The organism is Flaviflexus sp. (assembly GCF_052087705.1).
GTDB classification, from domain to species: domain Bacteria; phylum Actinomycetota; class Actinomycetes; order Actinomycetales; family Actinomycetaceae; genus Flaviflexus; species Flaviflexus ciconiae.
This window is the reverse complement of record NZ_JBQCYC010000003.1, coordinates 75,955-92,848: the sequence shown is the minus strand read 5'-3', so window position 1 is coordinate 92,848 and position 16,894 is coordinate 75,955. Positions and strand designations below refer to the sequence as shown.

Genomic DNA, 16,894 nt, shown 5'->3' with positions numbered 1-16,894 from the left:
TCGAAGGCTCGCCGCATAGTTATATTGCGCGGGCCTTTTTGATGTCCGGCCAGCGCAGGAATCCTAGAGGAGATACACATATGTCTAAGACACGCAGAATGAACAGGATCTTCGCCAGCGACGGTCGTTCGGTGTCGCTGGCACTTGACGGCTTTGGTTTCTCGGAGAAGACAGCCGGTGTTGACGATGCTGCACGGAAGGTCCCGCTCATGGCAGAGCACGGCCTGGACAACGTGCTGGTCACCTACGGTCAGGCCCGAAACTTTGCCGAATACTTCACGAACGTGGGGCTCACGCTGCGCGTGGATACGACAACGGCCGTCTACGACGGATCCGTTCCGGACAACATGCCGGCCTTCGACGTGACCGATGCTCTGAAGTTCGGTGCTGATGGCGTTGTCATCATGAACTTCCCCGGTGCCCACAATGAGCGCGCGACGAATGAGTTTGCGGCCCGCCTGGTCCGCCAGTCGGCTGACTGGAACGTCCCGTTCATGTGCGAGGCACTTCCGTACGGATACCCCGTAACCACCCCCGAGTCGGCCGATCCGGAGAAGATCGCAACGGCTGCGCGCTTCTCGGAGGAGCTCGGTGCCGACATCATCAAGACGCGTTTCTCGGGAACTGACCGAGATCGCCTTATCGTCGAAAACTGCACCGTTCCGGTGCTGGCGCTCGGCGGCCCGAAGTCCGACCACGAAACCTATTTTGGATTCGTCCAGCACGTTATTGCGTGTGGAGCGAAGGGCGTCGCGGTTGGTCGTAACATCACCCAGGACCCGAAGCCGTTCGCGATGGTTTCCGCTCTCGGAGCCCTCGTTCACGAGGATGCGACCGCGGCTCAGGCCATGACCATCTACAACGAGATCAATGATTGATATTCCCGAGCGCACCGTCATTCCTTCCGTCCGGCACCTCAAGGAGCTGGAGACCGCACTGACGAGCACATCCCCGTACGTTCTTCTCACGAACGTCCACATCGGCAACCTTGAAGCGCTTGCAAAGAAGTGCATTGATTCCGGCCATAAGGTTCTCGTGCACTGCGACCTTATTGGTGGTTTCAAGCCGGACAGGGAGGGGATCCGGCTGCTGAAGAACATGTTCGGCGTCAGCGGGGTCCTCACCCAGAGCGCACAGGTCGTGTCCTATGCGCAGAAGGCAGGGATGTTTGGAATCCTGCGAGTCTTCATCATGGATTCGCGATCGCTTGAAAAAGGCATTCAGATCCTGCAGGAGGCGCGCCCGGATGGTATCGAGGTCCTTCCCGGTGCATTGGCGGACCGCTACTGGGACCTGTTTGAGCCTTTTGAAGAGAAAACAACACTTATTGCGGGCGGAATGATCGTGACTGAGAAGGAACGAGACCACCTGTTTGATCGGGGCTATCGGGCGATGACGGCCAGTAGCCCCGGTCTGTGGAATCTCACGCGCTAGCCCGCGCACAACGAAATATGGAGTCAATGATGACGAACAAGTATGTCCTGGGAATAGACAATGGTGGAACGGTCACGAAGGCCGCAATTTACGATGTGGCGGGCAAGGTACACGCAATTGCCCAAGCCCACCTTGAGACCCAGTTTCCCCGTCCGCTCTTCACCGAGCGCGACATCGACCAATTCTGGGATGCAAACGTGACCGCAATCCGCCGTGTGCTCGACGAGTCGAAAATCGACCCGGCCGACATTGCGGCACTCGCCGTGACGGGACACGGCAACGGCATCTACCTGGCACGTAAGGACGGGACCGCACCCCGCCCCGGCGTCGTATCGACCGATGGTCGGGCACAGTCCTATGTTGATAGGTGGCTGGCCGACCCGAGCTACAACGATCGGGTCCGCTCCAAGACCGGCTCAACCGTGTGGGCGGGACAGCCCCCGGCCCTCCTCGCCTGGTTCGATGAGCACGAACCCCACATGTTTGACGAAACGGACTACGTTCTGTCCGCAAAAGACTTCATTCGGTTCCGTCTGACGGGCGAAGCCAAGCTGGAGGTCACCGACTCCTGCGGCGTTGGCCTATCCAATGTCGTCACGAAAGAGCTCGACCGGGACGTGTTTGATTTCTATGGAATCTCCCGCTGGGCCGACAAGGTCCCGCCGTTTTGCGAATCGGCCGAGATCGCCGGTTATATCACCGAAGAAACAGCGGCACTGACCGGCCTCAAGGCGGGTACTCCCGTTGCCGGTGGCGTCATGGACGTGGCTGCGGGTGCACTGGCCGCAGGTCTTGTCGATGAGCACGAGCTGACGGTGATCACCGGAACGTGGTCGATCAACGAGGTGTTGTCGCGTGACGCCAACATCGACTCCGATGAAGAGGTGTGGCTGACGATGCCGTACCCGGTCGAGAACACCTACCTGTTCCTCGACGCGAGCCCGAACGGCGTCTCGAACCTCGACTGGTACATCAACTCCGTAATCCGCAAGGCCCTGTCGGCCTTCGGGCACGAGGACGTATCGGATGCCGAGGTGTTTGCGGCCTGCGAGAAGATGATCCACGACTTCACTCCCGACGTTGAGGACCCGTTCTTCCTGCCCTACATCAACGGCACAGACGTGTTCCCGGAAGGCCGAGCAGGCTTCGTTGGGATGACGAACTACCACGACATTCGCCACCAGGTGCGCGCCGTGTACGAGGGTGTGATTTTCTCGCACCTTTACCACATTGAAAAGCTTCGAGCTCACGACGAGCTCCTTACCGGAAACGTCCGTTTCACGGGAGGGGCGGCCAACTCCACCATTTGGCTGCAGATGTTTGCCGACGGAATCGGTAAGCCACTCGACATTGTCGACGCAACGGAATCCGGAACCCTCGGCACCGCTATCTGCTCTGCCGTCGCAGCGGGACTCTACCCGGACGTCCCCTCGGCTGTTCGTGCCATGACCTCGCCGCCGCGGGCAAGGATCGAGCCGAACCCGGAGTTCACGGAACTTTTTGCTCAGCGCTTCGAGCGCTTCATTGGCCACCTCGAGCAACTCCAGGGAGAAAAGTAAATGACGCAACAACTGAAGATCCTCGCGATCGCCGACGCCTTCATCCCTCTCGACATGCTCGTTGACGGCACCCAAGCGCTGGTGGATGCTGGCCATGAGGTCACGTATGCGGAATGGCAGACATCCTCGATCGAGCAACTCCAGGAAGTGAATCTGCAAGTTGAGCAGAACGGTCCGAACGGCGTTGATCTGCCCGACGAGATCGCCGCACAGGTCCGTCGAAGCCAGGTTGTTATCACCCAGTTCGCACCGATCGGTGCGGATCTCCTCTCGTCCAGTCCCGATCTGAAGATCGTCGGTGTCATGCGAGGCGGAACGGAAAACGTTGATGGGGAAGCCGCCAAAATGGCCGGCATCGAGGTGGTGAACACCGGCGGCAGGAACGCTCGCGCCGTTGCCGAGTTCACCGTTGGACTTATCCTTAGCGAAACCAGAAACATTGCCCGCACCCACGCCGCCATGAGAAACGGCGTGTGGCTCAAGGACTTCCCGAACGAGGGTGTCATCCCCGAGCTCGAGGGACGTACCGTCGGTCTTGTCGGTGCAGGCAACATTGGTCAGCTCGTCATGAAGTTCCTCTCCGGAATGGACATGACGTGCATGTTCTACGACCCCTACCTGGAGTCAAGCGAATACGGCACGAAAGTCAACAACCTTGAGGACCTCATTGAGGCAAGCGACATTGTGTCCCTGCACTCCCGACTCACTCCCGAGAACCACCACCTCATCAATAGCGACCTGCTGGCCCGCATGAAGCCGAGTTCCATCCTCGTCAACACGGCCCGTTCGGGGCTCGTCGACGAGGCGGCTCTCTTGGAGGTGCTCCGGGAGGGACGGATCATGGGAGCGGCTATTGATACTTTCGATATTGAACCACTTCCCGACGATTCGGAATGGAAGAGGCTCGACAACGTAACGATCACATCCCACCTCGCGGGAACCACCCGGGATGCGTTCGTCAAGACCCCGAAGATGCTGAGCGAGAAGCTTCTCGGACTGCTGGAAAGGTAACGTCATGGATCTGCAACTGGAGGGCAAGCGCGTCCTCGTCACCGGAGGGGCCTCCGGCCTCGGGGCCGAACTCGTTCGGTCCCTTGCCGCCGAAGGTGCACGCGTGGCATTGAACTTCCGTAGCCGGGAGGACGATGCAAGGGCGATGGCGGAGTCGATTGACGGCGAAGTCGTCCCCATCCATGCCGATCTTTCCGACCGTTCTCAGACGCGGGGGCTCTTCGAACAGGCCGTGGATGCCCTGGGCGGTCTCGACATTCTGGTCAACAATGCTGGCCTGTGGCTAACCACCGAGGTCGGCGTCTTTGATGATGACCTGTGGGATCGGTCCCTGGAGGTCAATCTCGGGGCCCCGATGTTGCTCTCCCAGCTGTTCATTGCGCACTGCACGGGGGAGGGCCGGAAGGGCAGGATCCTCAACATCACGTCTCAGGCAGCCTTCCGTGGCTCGTCAACCGGCCACGTTCCTTATGCCGCCGCGAAGGGCGCAATTGTGACGATGACGAGATCCCTTGCCCGCGAAATGGGAGGGAACGGCGTCACCGTTAATGCTCTTGCGATTGGCACGATGGAATCCCCGATGATTGCTGACGCTCTCGAGCAGAAGCGCGAATTCTACGAAGCCCGTATCCCCATCGGATATGTTGCGACAGCCGATCAGATCGCGTCGGTTGCGACTTTCCTCGTTTCCGAGAAGTCGTCCTACATGACGGGCGCTACCGTGGATGTGAGTGGCGGACAGCTGCTCCACTAAAACCCGAGCCGACTGCATCACAGTCGGCTCGGAAGAAATCGCGGCGGGCGGGAGCCGGGGCCACACCTACAGCCCGCCCGCCGCGGTACCTCTCAAGGAGAGAGGTTCGCCGAAGCGCAATTGTGCAGGAAACCCGCGGTAATCGGCTTCGAAGTTTTTCTATGGTGCAAGTGTAGCGGACTACTGGGATCTTTTTTAGAGAATTGTCTTGTTCTCATCAGATGTGAGAGGTCATAGGACTCTTGTTCACTTATGGACACCATTGTGGCAGCAATTCGAAGAATAGAGTAGGGGCAAAGTTCTCGGCCTCTCGAGGGGCCAAACGTCGTGTGCCTCGGAGGCATTTTCGCGATAAGCTCGTGCCATGATTGAACCGCGTACAGCACTTGACCGCCTTATCGGGGCTCTAGAGGCGTTCCACGACACTGCCGCACATACTCAGGACCCCGATGCTGACTCGGTACTTGAAGCGACAGACAATCTGGCAGATGCGTATGTGCTTTACGACGATGCCGTCTATACAAGCTACGGAATCGAACTACCCCTCGATGTCTACGGCGACGATGACGACGATGATGATGACGATGACGACTACCTCGACGACGATGACGATGATGATTTCGACTTCGACGAGGACGATCTTGAACCTCTCGATGATTGAGCGGATGTAGAGTAAGGGCCGGGCAATCTGCCCGGCCCTTTTGCTTGCCCACAGGTGCGAGAAGCATAACGCCATTCTGGACGGAGTCGACGCCGATCTGACATGCGCCATGTGGATTCTCGTGTCGATACTCGTGGCGGCGACCGTTAAGTGGCAGGTGGTTGGGCAGGGAGTTCCTGTCCCAACCACCTGCCGTTGGCACACGGGGAGCCAATGACTGATTGTTCGACTCGAGCTATCCCACGGAGTATCCGAGGATTGCCGGGCCCACGTACATCGTGAACAGCGTGATCAGGACGATTCCCATGAGGTTCAGCCAAATACCGACCTTGACCATCTGGCTGATCTTGATATAGCCGGAGCCGTAAGCGATGGCATTTGGTGGTGTTGCTACCGGGAGCATGAATGCACAGGTTGCTGCGAGAGCCACTGGGATGACCAGGAGCTCGACATCCACTCCCATACCGAGAGCAACGCCGCCAATGATCGGAAGGAATGCCGCCGCGGTTGCGGTATTGGAGGTCATTTCCGTCAGGAAGACGACGAGCGCGGCCACCGCAATGACAATGACGATCACCGGGAGACCGTCAAGACCGGCCGCCTGGTCGCCAATCCAGAGTGAGAGCCCGGAGTAACCGAAGGCCGCCGACAGCGCGAGACCGCCGCCGAAAAGGAGCAAGACATCCCACGGGACGCCCTTGGCCGTCTCCCAGTTGAGTAGCCCAATGCCTTCCTTGGGTTTCGCGGGAACCAGGAACAGGACAAGGGCGACGATCATGGCGATTGTTTCGTCACCGACGGGGGAGTCCGGGAAGACTGTCGGGACGATGATCCACGAGAGCGCGGCAAGAAGGAAGATCGTCATCGTCATCTTTTCCTGGAGCGACATCGGCCCCAGCTTGGCATGGTGTTCGGCTATGAGCTCTCTGCCACCCGGGATCTCATCGATCTCCGGCTTGTAGAGCGTCATAAGCAGCCACCAGGCGATGAGGAGGAAGCCCCAGGCGAGCGGCGTGCCGAATAACATCCACTTGCCAAAGTTCAGCGTGATCTCGTGGTTGTCCTGCAAATAACCGCGCAGCAGGGTGTTCGGGGGAGTGCCAATGAGGGTCGACAGCGAGGCGATCGAGGCAGCGTAGGCGATGCCAAGCATGAGCGCGGCACCGAACCTGGAATCCGTACCGACACGAGTGTCGATTCTGCCGACGAGAGCAAGGACGGACATGCCGATTGGAAGCATCATGACGGCGGTCGCGGTGTTTGAGATCCACATGGAAAGGAACCCGGTTGCCACCATGAAGCCAAGGACGAGCCGCTTCGGCTTGGTTCCGATGAGAAGAACTGTGCGAAGGGCGATGCGTATGTGGAGATTCCATCTCTGCATTGTGAGAGCTAGGAAGAACCCGCCCATGAACAGGAAGATGGTGGGGCTACCGTATGAGGAACCCACCGTCCCCATTGTTGAAATCTCCATGACCGGGAAGGCAACGAGTGGAACCAGAGCGGTGGCGGCAAGGGGAATCGCCTCCGTCATCCACCAGACACCCATGAGAACCGCAATCGCGGCGACGTAAGCAATCGTGTTGCGGTCTGTCTCGATGCCGCCCTCGGTCAGTGCTGACTGGAACTCGGCAGACAAGCTTGAAGGGAAGATGTTGTATATGAGAATGGCAGCGAGCACACCCGCTGCCATACCGATCAACCGAATATTTCGCGTGCGGGATGGTACCGGGGCCTCCTTACTGCCTTCGGACTGAGCCGACACTTCGTGAATTTCTGGGGTGCTCACGTCGCCTCCGATCAAATTGTCACAGCGCGTGCTGTGACACATATCATTTACTTGTGTTTTGCTGGGAGCATAACTCAACAAAGTGGACGTGTCTTGGAAATTGTGAAGGCAATTTTTGGGCCTGACCAGCGAAAACGCACATAACGGACATGGAATAAATGCGATTTTTTAGTGCTTAATTAGAGCATCCCGCGCGTTTACGCTATTTGAGCACCCTCCTGGTGACCGGTTGGGTATTGATACGTGAATTGACGAAGATTATTCCGTCATAACTATTTGACGCACACCGGCGTGTCTTGTGGGGAATGTGTTATCGCCACTGTTTTTGCGTTGCGAGAGCGTGCCGTGGTGTTGGTGCCACGCGACAGGTGCCGACCGGGCGCGAATGCTGGGATGTTGCATGCTTGAGGTTGCGACTCACCAAGGGTTCCTCGGGGACAAGGCTGCGCTCCTGGCGCGCCGTGAGTTAACTCGCAGAAGCGTTTCGAGTGGTGATTTAGAAGCGTTCGGGGTAGCCCCAGGCGGGTTCGGTGACGTCGGTTAGCGCCTCGAGAACAGCATTTGGAATGTCCTCGTCCAAGTCGGTGAGGATGGCGCTGAGCTGCGCCGTGGTGCGGGGACCAATGAGAGTTGCGGACACTCCCGGCCGGGATAGGACCCAGGCGAGGGACACCGTTGCGATGTCGACGCCAAGGCCATCGGCCGCCGTCGCGATAGCTTCGACGGTCTGCCGTGACTTGTCGTCGAGATAGGGCTCGACGAATCCAGCAAAGTGCGGGGATGCGGCACGGGAGTCCGGGGGAATGGAGTGACGGTAGCGGCCGGCGAGGACTCCGCGTCCGAGCGATGACCAGGCGATAATGCCAGCCCCAGCATGCTCTGCAAAGGGTACGATTTCTCGTTCGATGCCGCGTTGCAACAGGCTGTACTCGGTATGAACGGCGGAAAGCCGAACGCCGCGCTCGCGCAAGAGTTCGCTCATGACTCCGGCGTACCAGCCGGGGCAGTTGCCAAGGCCCACGCCGTTGATCAGCCCGCGAGACGTTAAAGCGGACAAAGCATCCGCGGTCTCTTCGGGGCTGGTGACAGGGTCCGGTGCTGCGAGAACGAGGGTGTCGATCCATTCGGTGCCAAGATTTTGGAGGCTGGAACGGACGTTGCGTTCGAGGGAGGAGCGGGAGGCGTCGACCCCGTCCGCTCCGAGGCCGGCGCGGGACACGATATGGAGGGCGGACCGGTCAATGGCGGTGCGAAGTAGCTCACCAAGAACTGACTCGGCGGCCCCTCCACCGAAGTAGGGTGAGGAGTCGATCAGCGATCCATCAGCATCGAGAAACAGGCCAATCTGCTTCTCTGCCTCCTCGGGGGACGTGTCGCGTCCCCACGTTAGGGTTCCAAGTCCGACGGCGGAAACGGATGTGCCGATCGTGCCAAGCTTGCGTTTTCTCACACTGAGAGCCTACTGCATTGCCCTGTTTGTGGGCCTAAGGTGGCGCTATGGGAATTTTCGAAGCGGTCATCCTTGGCCTCGTTCAAGGACTCACCGAGTTCCTTCCGATTTCATCCTCTGCTCACCTGCGTATCGTCGGTGAGCTTTTCCCGTCACTTGGGGATCCTGGCGTTACGTTTACTGCCGTTGTCCAAATCGGAACCGAGTTGGCGGTCATTGCCTACTTCCGACATGACATTTGGCGGATTTTGAAGGCGTGGTTTAACGCGTTGCCGTTTGGACCGTGGAAGGATCGAAGCCCCGAGGATCCGCAGGATGCTCGCATGGGTTGGATCGTGATAATCGGCACACTTCCGATTGTTGTTCTTGGACTCTTCCTGGAAGATGCGATCGATTCGGTGTTCCGCAATCTCTACCTGACCGCTCTCATGCTGGCCCTGTTTGCTGTGTTCCTTGGCCTCGCTGACCGCTTTGGCAAGCAGCGGAAGTCGCTTGAGAACCTCACCTTCAAGGATGGTTTGACCCTCGGGTTCGCCCAGGCAATGGCACTGGTTCCGGGTGTTTCCCGCTCCGGTGGCACAATCACGATCGGTCTGCTTCTCGGCTACACCCGCGAGGCAGCTGCCCGAGTTTCCTTCCTCCTCGCGATCCCCGCGGTTCTTGGTTCCGGCTTCTACCGGCTGATCACGGACGACGGAACTGGCCCTCAAGCTGGGGCAATGCCCACACTTGTTGCGACTGTGGTGTCCTTCATTGTTGGTTACATAGTGATCGTCTGGTTCCTTAAGCTGATCTCTACCAAGTCTTATCTGCCGTTCGTTATTTACCGGTTGCTTCTCGCCGCTGCTGTCGTTGGCCTGCTTCTGGCGGGCGTACTGTCAGCACAGTGATTCTCAGAAAGGTTCCTATGCGTTCGTGGCCTCAGCCGCATATTCCCGAGCTTCCGGGCCGTGCGCCCGCGCTTAGCGTCATCGATACTCGCACCGGAGAGCGGGTGTCGGTTCAGGGAGCGGATGCTCGGCTATACGTATGCGGGATCACGCCGTACGACGCCACTCATCTCGGTCATGCTTTCACCTATGTCGTATTCGACATGCTGGTGCGGACCTGGAAGGACGCGGGACTTAACGTTAACTACGCCCAGAACATCACGGACATCGACGATCCGCTGTTCGAGCGCGCCGAAGAGACCGGTGTGAACTGGCGGGAACTTGCCGATTCTCAGATCGAACTATTCCGCACCGACATGGACACTCTGTCGGTTCTGCCGCCCGACTCCTGGGTGCCGGTCTCCGACATTCTCGATCCACTTGAGAAGAGTGTTCGCGAGCTCCTTGACGAGGGTCGCGCCTACGGCCTGACGGGCGAAGACGGACGTACCGACTACTACCTTGAGACCACCGACGCCGACTACGCCTCCGAGCACCTGTCGCGCTTCGACCTCATCAACGTATTCCGGGAAAACGGCGGAGACCCGGACCGTCCAGGCAAGAAGCATCCTCTCGACCCGATCGTGTGGAAGGGCGCCGTTGGCGATGACTTCCGTGCGGAAGGCGCGAAGGCGGGCGCATGGCGGCCGGGCTGGCACATTGAATGTGCACTCATTGGCCGCGACTACCTGGGTGACACCATTGATATCCAGGGCGGCGGCGCCGACCTGGTATTCCCGCATCAGGAAATGTCCCTCATGCACATGGACGACTTCCATCCCCAGGTGCAGGTCCGCGGTCAGATGAACACCGGCATGGTGGCGTATGAGGGGCACAAGATGAGCAAGTCTCTTGGCAACCTTGTTCTCGTCTCCAAGCTTCTCCAGCGCGGCTTCGAACCCATGGTTATTCGCCTGGCTCTCCTCGGCCACGCCTGGCACTCCGATTGGGAGTACACCGATGAGGACCTGGGTCGTGCCGAGCGCAGGCTGACTCGCTGGCGCAGAGCTCACCACACGGGCGGTGCCGGTGCCCGTCAGCTCCTCGAAGATGTACGCGTACGCCTTGCCGATAATCTCGATACCCCCGGCGCTCTCGACGTGATCGATGCCTGGGCGGAAGAAAACGAATACTCGGACGACCGCGAGGGCGCTACCCTGTTTAAGGACATGTGCCAGGCGCTCCTGGGAGTGCACTTCTAGTGAGCCTCGCGGCCCTGCTGTGGGCGGCGGTCCTCCTACAATCGGTCCTCGCCTCCCTGAGGGGCATGCCGGCGTCGATGCTCCGCGCCATGCGGGACCTGTTTCTCCCAAGCGGTCTCATGCGGCCAGCCGCCGCGTGGGCTCATCTGGTTCTTCAGATCATCCTGATCGGCCTCCTGATCTTCGCCAGCCGACCCGTCAGCTGGTTCTCGGGAGCGATCGGAGTGCTTCTTGCCTTCACCTACCTTGTCCTCGTTGCGCGGGCACGGGGAAGTGAATGCAGGTGCCTATCGACCAAGCCGCAACCGATCACGAACATCACGGTTCTGCGCAACGTATTCGTGCTGGCTCTGGCCATCCTTTCCATCGGAGCGGACGGTATGACCGGAGTGTCTTGGAGCCAGTGGCCCGCACTCATCCCCCTCGCTGGAGTCATTGCCTGCGAAGCCGCTTCCCGTAGCGTTCGTAGAGCGTGAGCTCAGACCGTATCCGGATTGGGCTTGATCGAAGTCTGAACGCACAGCTCACGCTCGAACACCGGCAAGATTTAACGCTAAGCTTCGGTCACTGCTGCCGAGTCGCGGGGCTGCTTCACCGTGAGGATAGTGATCAGGGTCCCGGTTCTTAGACCTGGACCTTGCGTAGCTTCTCTACCCCGGCCTCGTTGATAGGGAGTACCTCGCCGCCGAACTCGGGACAGATGGACTGGAACGAGCACCAGTTGCACAGCTTGGATTTGCGGGGCGGGAATACGCCGGTGTCGAGGCAGTCGAGGATCTGGTTCCACACCGACACGATGGTGTCTTCCACGAGCGCATTGTCCTTATCGTCCGTCCAGTAGGTCAGCGTGGAATCCGAACCCAGGTAGATGATCTGGGACTGGAGAGGCTCCTTGCCATCCGCTTCCTTGAGGAGCAGTCCGTAGGCCCTGATCTGAAAAAGTGCCTCGCTCTGGTAGTTCGGGTTTGGCATCTTCCCCGTCTTGTAGTCGACGACACGAAGATCTCCCGACGGGGCTACGTCGATGCGGTCGATGACTCCGCGGAAGCGGATACCCGAGGAAAGCTCAACGGTCAGCATTCTTTCCCGGTTGGACCTGGCGGGGCTCAGCATGACCGGGTTCTCGCGATTGAAGTACGTGCGGACGAGAGAGCGAGCCGAGTCGAGCCACGTGTCGAATGATTCTTCTTCGAAGAGCTTCTGAACCTCAGGATCCCTCTCGACCATCGCTGCCCACCGGGGTTCCAGAAGATCCGTTGCGCGACCGATCGTTCGCTCCTGTGCGGGCAGGTCGTAGAGGTGTTCGAGGACCGAGTGGACCAGGGTGCCCTTGGTGGCGGCCGATGACGGGGGCTCTGGCACCCTGTCGATCACCCGGTATCGGAACTTCAGAGGACACTGCTTGAAGTCGTTGAGCCGGGACACGGACAGGGCTGGGAGGTAACGCATGACGCAAGCCTATCGAAGGGAGAGGGCTCAGCGGCCGGTAGACTCTTCGACTGTGACCATTCATCCCACAGGTGCCAATCGGCGACGGGGACCGTTCCGCGCAGGCGAACGCGTTCAGCTCACCGACGTTAAGGGCCGTAAGTACACGACTATGCTGACCGTCGATGGCTATTTCCAGTCGACACGTGGCAGGATCCGCCACAGCGAGATTATCGGCAAGCCGGAAGGCTCCGTTCTCGACACTCATGACGGCTACCGTCTCCTTGCGCTGCGTCCTCTAATCGGCGACTACGTCCTCTCGATGCCGAGGGGCGCCACCCCCATTTATCCCAAGGACGCGGCCCAGATCGTCTCCATTGCCGATATCTTCCCCGGTGCACGAGTCATCGAGGCGGGGGTCGGTTCGGGCGCTCTCTCACTTTCGCTGCTGGCCGCAATCGGGCCGGAGGGCTACCTACATTCGGTTGAGCGCAGGGAAGACTTCGCAGAAATTGCTGTCGCGAATGTTGAGAGCTGGTACGGGGACACAGAGCTTCCCTGGAAGGTAGAAATCGGTGATCTCGCAGAGGTCATGGACGGCTTGGAAGCAGACAGTGTCGACCACGTTCTTCTCGACATGCTTGCCCCGTGGGAAAACCTCGACGGCGCCATGCGAATCCTGCGGCCGGGCGGTGTCATCCTTGCCTACGTGGCAACAACCACCCAGCTATCCCGGTTCGTGGAAGAAGTACGGCAAACCTTCTCCTTCACCGAGGTTGAAGCCACCGAAACCCTCGTCCGTACCTGGCATCTCGAGGGCCTCGCCGTGCGTCCCGATCACCGCATGGTTGCCCACACCGGTTTCCTCGTTGTCGCCCGCCGGCTCGCTCCCGACACCGAACCGCTCCTGGAAAAGCGCCGACCCGCGAAACTCGCCTACTCGGACACCATGCCCTGGGAGGATCCAACCCTTGCTCCCATCGTGGAGCATGAGATGGCACCGAAGAAGCTTCGCAGGGTGCTACGCGATGTTCGCCACCGTGCCCTCGTGGAAAAGACGGGCTCCTCCCACGGGATAGCTCCGACCGATCCGGGTGGAGGTGTCCCTGATGTTGAGGAAACACCAGAAGGTCAGTCGCGCGAGGACAAGCGGTCCGAGGACGAGAAGTCACAGGACAAACAAAATGAGAACTGAACCAGTGGCCTATTCGGTGTGCTGTAATCCCGCGGGGCCTCTCAATATCCCCCGCGGGCGAGCTATCCGCACGTGATTTGGGGTTGCACGTTCGAATTCCGGCCGCACGTGCAAATGACGTCCTTGCTGTTCCGCTCTGCGGTCGGAAAGTAGCCGATAGTCGGATCGGAGTATGGTCGTTGTTACGCATTTCCCGGCAGGCGTGTGCGACCGCACTTCGACAGCCCGCCCTGCCTGCGAGATACTGGGAAGAAATCACGAGAGGAAGTTGATGAGCTCTGCAAGCAGCCTGACCGAGCAGGTGGCACTGCTGGCCAAGCAGAACGAGAAGCTCTCTGCCGCGCTCACGCGTGCGCGTGAGGAACTGGGGAAAATGGATGAGAGGCTCGAGCAGCTAGCATCCCCTCCGAGCCCCTACGCCATCTTCCTCCAGGCTGGCACGAATGGCACCGCCGATGTTCTGATCGGCGGCCGCCCCATGAACGTGACGGTGGACAGGGGAGCGGGCGCACTGCGTCCGGGCCAGATCCTTCGCATGTCGGAGCAGCTTGTCGTCCTCGAGGGACTGGGCTTTCCCGAAACCGGTGACGTTGTCACCGCGAAGCTCGTTATCGATGGCAACCGGGTCCTCATCACCTCCAATCAGGTTGAGCACGTTGTCAGAATCGCCGATCCGCTGGTTTCTGCCGGTGTGCGTCCCGGCGACTCCCTGCGCGCCGACCTGACCTATGGATTTGCCTACGAGCTTCTCGAGCGTCCCGACGTTGAGGAGCTTCTGCTCGAAGAAATCCCGGACGTTTCCTACTCCGACATTGGTGGCCTGGGCTCCCAGATCGAACAGATCCGCGACACGGTTGAGCTGCCCTTTGAGCACCCCGAACTTTATCGCGATCACGGCCTGAAACCGCCCAAGGGCGTGTTGCTCTACGGGCCTCCCGGATGTGGAAAGACACTGATCGCCAAGGCCGTGGCCACCTCGCTTGCCGAGACCTCGGGGGATGATCGCGCCTACTTCCTGAACGTCAAGGGCCCCGAGCTTCTCGACAAATACGTGGGGGAAACCGAACGGCAGATCCGCGAGATCTTCGAGCGCGCCCGCGAACGTGCCTCCGGCGGATATCCGGTCATTGTGTTCTTTGACGAGATGGAGGCGTTGTTCCGCACGCGTGGGTCGGGCGTTTCTTCGGATGCTGAAACCACGATCGTTCCCCAGCTTCTGGCTGAAATCGACGGCGTGGAAACCCTCGATAACGTTATCGTTATCGGCGCTTCCAACCGCGAGGACATGATCGATCCCGCGATCCTCCGCCCGGGCCGACTCGACGTAAAGATCAGAATCGAGCGCCCCGACCGGAACGGCGCCGTGGACATCATGGCGAAGTACCTGACGCCGGAACTGCCGATCCACGCGGATGAGATCGATGCCCACGGCTCGAAGGAGTCAGCCGTCAAGGCCATGACGAAGGCCGCTATCGATGCCCTCTTTAGCCGTGACGCTCGCACCGAATACGTGGAGATCACGTACGCCGATGGCGCGATGGAGACCCTGTACCTGTCCGACTTCGCCTCCGGCGCCATGATTGCCGGCCTCGTTGACCGTGCTAAGACATTCGCCATTAAGGACCTGCTCAATACGGGCGAGCGCGGCATCACCACCGATCACCTGCTTGAGGCTCTCGACCAGGAGATCCGGATGAACGAGGATATTGCGGGAGTGACGAACCCAGACGATTGGGCTCGTATCAACGGACGCGCCACCAACCGCCGCATCACCTACGTTCGTTCGCTCGCGGGCCAGGCTGATTCTCGCAAACAGGCTGGGAAGACGAACTCCACTCCGGCACCCGCTGCAGCCTCAACAAACCCCGACATCGCCGACGGTGGCAACACCTATGAGGGCTTCGACCTGGGAGGGAAACTGTGACAGTTAAGCGCGTTATTGGCACGGAGACCGAGTTCGGGATCCTGTCGTCAACACCGTTCAATCCGATCCGGTTCTCAGCACAGCTCGTTGACGCTTATGCGGCAGCTGGCGCGGCTAGCCCGTCCGGTCCTATTCGCTGGGACTACCGCGGCGAGGACCCGCTGAACGATGCTCGCGGTTTTAGGATCGACCGGGCCGCTGCCGATCCCTCTCAGCTCACCGACAATCCCGATTCACTGGCACCGTCTGGTCCGGTGTCGGTGAGACGCCCCAGCGACGTTGAGCTCGCCATGCCGCGGGCGTCGAACACGGTTCTCACGAACGGTGCCAGGTTCTACGTGGACCATGCTCACCCGGAATACTCGGGGCCGGAAACCCTCGGTCCACTCGATGCTGTTCTGTACGACAGGGCCGGCGAGCATATCGCGAGGGATGCGATGCAGTTGGCCAGCCAGGACGGCAACGACTACATCGTCTACAAGAACAACGTCGATGGGAAGGGTGCCACCTACGGCGCCCACGAGAACTATCTTGTCGATCGTTCAGTTGACTTCGATGACCTTGTTGGCGCCCTTATTCCATTCTTCGTGACCCGCCCGGTCCTGTGCGGTGCCGGCAGGGTCGGCCTCGGTCAGCGCTCCGAGGAACCGGGCTACCAGATTTCCCAGCGCGCCGACTATGTCGAAAACGACATTGGCCTGGAAACAACCTTTAACCGCCCGATCATCAACACCCGCGATGAGCCGCATGCTGCGTCGCAGTGGCGGCGCCTGCACGTGATCGGCGGGGATGCGAACCTGTTCGACTATTCGAACTTCCTCAAGTTTGGAACGACATCCGCCGTCCTCTGGCTGATTGAGAACGGGGGAGCAGATCTTGAAATGGATTCGCTTGCGATCGCCGATCCCGTCTTTGAAACAACGGAGGTTTCCTGGGACCTGTCGCTGACACACCAGATTGCCCTCCGGGACGGTAGTTCCGCCACGGCCCTCGACATCCAGGCTCACTACGCACGGATGTGCCGCACCGCGATGGAAAAAGCCGGTGTAGTCGACGAGGAAACACTTCTTCTCCTCGACACCTGGGACGAGGTCATTGAGCTCCTGCGCAACGATATTTTCTCCGCCGCAAGCAAGGTTGAGTGGGTTGCGAAGTATCAGATGCTGCAGGCACTGAAGTCTCGCGGAGATTTGGCCTGGGACGATCCGAAACTTGTTGCCTTCGATCTCCAGTGGCACGACCTGAGGGCTGGACGATCCATTGTTGACCGGCTTGACCAGGCAGGGCGGATCGATAGGCTGTTCACCCCCGATCAGGTGGAACGGGCTGCCACCGTCCCACCGGAAAATACGCGGGCCTTTGTGCGCGGCACGTTGATTGCGAACTTCCCCGGCAAGGTCCATGCCGCCGCATGGGACTCGGTGACCGTCGACAACGGCGAAGAGTCGCTCCTGCGGATCCCGACGCTCAACCCGCTGGCAGGGACCAAAGAACTGGTTGGAGAAGCCGTTGCGGCCCCAACCATCAATGATTTTCTTGAAAGATTGAGAGGATAGCT

15 protein-coding genes are annotated in these 16,894 nt (G+C 59.7%); 12 read left to right on the top strand and 3 right to left on the bottom strand.

The window, feature by feature from the left end; translation table 11 throughout:
* Positions 1–80 precede the first annotated feature (80 nt).
* The 6 genes from ACTHUY_RS02870 to ACTHUY_RS02845 all read left to right on the top strand — a co-directional run bounded on the left by ACTHUY_RS02870 (position 81) and on the right by ACTHUY_RS02845 (position 5,419).
* On the top strand, positions 81–878 hold the full coding sequence (locus ACTHUY_RS02870; protein WP_441654232.1) for a class I fructose-bisphosphate aldolase: 798 nt from the start codon (positions 81–83) through the stop codon (positions 876–878).
* Positions 871–1,434, top strand: coding sequence for a glycerol-3-phosphate responsive antiterminator (locus ACTHUY_RS02865; protein ID WP_126703228.1), 564 nt, complete (start codon positions 871–873; stop codon positions 1,432–1,434). The genes ACTHUY_RS02870 and ACTHUY_RS02865 overlap by 8 nt, the downstream gene beginning before the upstream one ends.
* 26 nt (positions 1,435–1,460) lie before the next feature.
* Entirely contained in the window at positions 1,461–2,993 is a 1,533-nt protein-coding gene (locus ACTHUY_RS02860) for an FGGY-family carbohydrate kinase (protein ID WP_441677603.1), read from the top strand.
* Positions 2,994–4,004, top strand: a complete 1,011-nt coding sequence (locus ACTHUY_RS02855) for a 2-hydroxyacid dehydrogenase (protein WP_441677601.1) — start codon at positions 2,994–2,996, stop codon at positions 4,002–4,004.
* Between the two features lie 4 nt (positions 4,005–4,008).
* Positions 4,009–4,758 carry an SDR family NAD(P)-dependent oxidoreductase gene (locus ACTHUY_RS02850; RefSeq protein WP_441677600.1) on the top strand — a complete coding sequence of 250 codons (750 nt, stop codon included), beginning with the start codon at positions 4,009–4,011 and terminating at the stop codon, positions 4,756–4,758.
* Positions 4,759–5,122: 364 nt separating this feature from the next.
* Positions 5,123–5,419 (top strand): DNA primase, encoded by a 297-nt coding sequence (locus tag ACTHUY_RS02845; RefSeq protein WP_126703231.1) that lies wholly within the window; start codon positions 5,123–5,125, stop codon positions 5,417–5,419.
* A 235-nt stretch (positions 5,420–5,654) separates the two neighbouring features.
* On the opposite strand, the gene ACTHUY_RS02840 is transcribed toward ACTHUY_RS02845, so the two are convergent.
* Together ACTHUY_RS02840 and ACTHUY_RS02835 are read right to left on the bottom strand one after the other, a co-directional pair.
* Positions 5,655–7,208, bottom strand: coding sequence for an SLC13 family permease (locus ACTHUY_RS02840; protein WP_441654235.1), 1,554 nt, complete (start codon positions 7,206–7,208; stop codon positions 5,655–5,657).
* Between the two features lie 496 nt (positions 7,209–7,704).
* Complete coding sequence (locus ACTHUY_RS02835) at positions 7,705–8,658, bottom strand: aldo/keto reductase (protein WP_441654236.1); 954 nt, start codon at positions 8,656–8,658, stop codon at positions 7,705–7,707.
* Between the two features lie 47 nt (positions 8,659–8,705).
* Between ACTHUY_RS02835 and ACTHUY_RS02830 the strand changes: the two genes are divergently transcribed.
* Genes ACTHUY_RS02830 through ACTHUY_RS02820 form a run of 3 tightly spaced genes read left to right on the top strand, consistent with a single transcriptional unit; the run spans position 8,706 to position 11,265 of the window.
* Positions 8,706–9,548 (top strand): undecaprenyl-diphosphate phosphatase, encoded by an 843-nt coding sequence (locus tag ACTHUY_RS02830; RefSeq protein WP_126703234.1) that lies wholly within the window; start codon positions 8,706–8,708, stop codon positions 9,546–9,548.
* Between the two features lie 17 nt (positions 9,549–9,565).
* Complete coding sequence (locus ACTHUY_RS02825; protein WP_441677598.1) at positions 9,566–10,789, top strand: hypothetical protein; 1,224 nt, start codon at positions 9,566–9,568, stop codon at positions 10,787–10,789.
* Positions 10,789–11,265 carry a MauE/DoxX family redox-associated membrane protein gene (locus tag ACTHUY_RS02820; RefSeq protein ID WP_441654238.1) on the top strand — a complete coding sequence of 159 codons (477 nt, stop codon included), beginning with the start codon at positions 10,789–10,791 and terminating at the stop codon, positions 11,263–11,265. Before ACTHUY_RS02825 ends, ACTHUY_RS02820 begins: the two co-directional genes overlap by 1 nt.
* Before the next feature lie 148 nt (positions 11,266–11,413).
* Here ACTHUY_RS02820 and ACTHUY_RS02815 read toward each other — a convergent pair whose 3' ends face one another.
* Positions 11,414–12,238, bottom strand: coding sequence for a RecB family exonuclease (locus tag ACTHUY_RS02815; protein WP_126703237.1), 825 nt, complete (start codon positions 12,236–12,238; stop codon positions 11,414–11,416).
* 52 nt (positions 12,239–12,290) lie between these two features.
* On the opposite strand from ACTHUY_RS02815, the gene ACTHUY_RS02810 reads away from it, so the two are divergent.
* From ACTHUY_RS02810 to dop, 3 genes are all read left to right on the top strand, one after another.
* Positions 12,291–13,412: a tRNA (adenine-N1)-methyltransferase gene (locus ACTHUY_RS02810; protein WP_441677596.1), complete on the top strand. Its 1,122-nt coding sequence runs from the start codon at positions 12,291–12,293 to the stop codon at positions 13,410–13,412.
* 271 nt (positions 13,413–13,683) lie between these two features.
* Complete coding sequence (gene arc, locus ACTHUY_RS02805; RefSeq protein ID WP_441677594.1) at positions 13,684–15,336, top strand: proteasome ATPase; 1,653 nt, start codon at positions 13,684–13,686, stop codon at positions 15,334–15,336.
* Positions 15,333–16,892: a depupylase/deamidase Dop gene (gene dop, locus ACTHUY_RS02800; RefSeq protein WP_441677592.1), complete on the top strand. Its 1,560-nt coding sequence runs from the start codon at positions 15,333–15,335 to the stop codon at positions 16,890–16,892. Before arc ends, dop begins: the two co-directional genes overlap by 4 nt.
* Positions 16,893–16,894: the final 2 nt, after the last annotated feature.

Excerpts from the sequence above, each read along its gene's own strand:
- ACTHUY_RS02825 (WP_441677598.1), top strand. The coding sequence starts at position 9,566 with ATGCGTTCGTGGCCTCAGCCGCATATTCCCGAGCTTCCGGGCCGTGCG.
- ACTHUY_RS02855 (WP_441677601.1), top strand. The coding sequence starts at position 2,994 with ATGACGCAACAACTGAAGATCCTCGCGATCGCCGACGCCTTCATCCCT.
- ACTHUY_RS02865 (WP_126703228.1), top strand. The coding sequence starts at position 871 with ATGATTGATATTCCCGAGCGCACCGTCATTCCTTCCGTCCGGCACCTC.
- ACTHUY_RS02815 (WP_126703237.1), bottom strand. The coding sequence starts at position 12,238 with ATGCGTTACCTCCCAGCCCTGTCCGTGTCCCGGCTCAACGACTTCAAG.
- ACTHUY_RS02850 (WP_441677600.1), top strand. The coding sequence starts at position 4,009 with ATGGATCTGCAACTGGAGGGCAAGCGCGTCCTCGTCACCGGAGGGGCC.
- ACTHUY_RS02830 (WP_126703234.1), top strand. The coding sequence starts at position 8,706 with ATGGGAATTTTCGAAGCGGTCATCCTTGGCCTCGTTCAAGGACTCACC.
- ACTHUY_RS02860 (WP_441677603.1), top strand. The coding sequence starts at position 1,461 with ATGATGACGAACAAGTATGTCCTGGGAATAGACAATGGTGGAACGGTC.
- ACTHUY_RS02870 (WP_441654232.1), top strand. The coding sequence starts at position 81 with ATGTCTAAGACACGCAGAATGAACAGGATCTTCGCCAGCGACGGTCGT.
- arc (WP_441677594.1), top strand. The coding sequence starts at position 13,684 with ATGAGCTCTGCAAGCAGCCTGACCGAGCAGGTGGCACTGCTGGCCAAG.
- ACTHUY_RS02845 (WP_126703231.1), top strand. The coding sequence starts at position 5,123 with ATGATTGAACCGCGTACAGCACTTGACCGCCTTATCGGGGCTCTAGAG.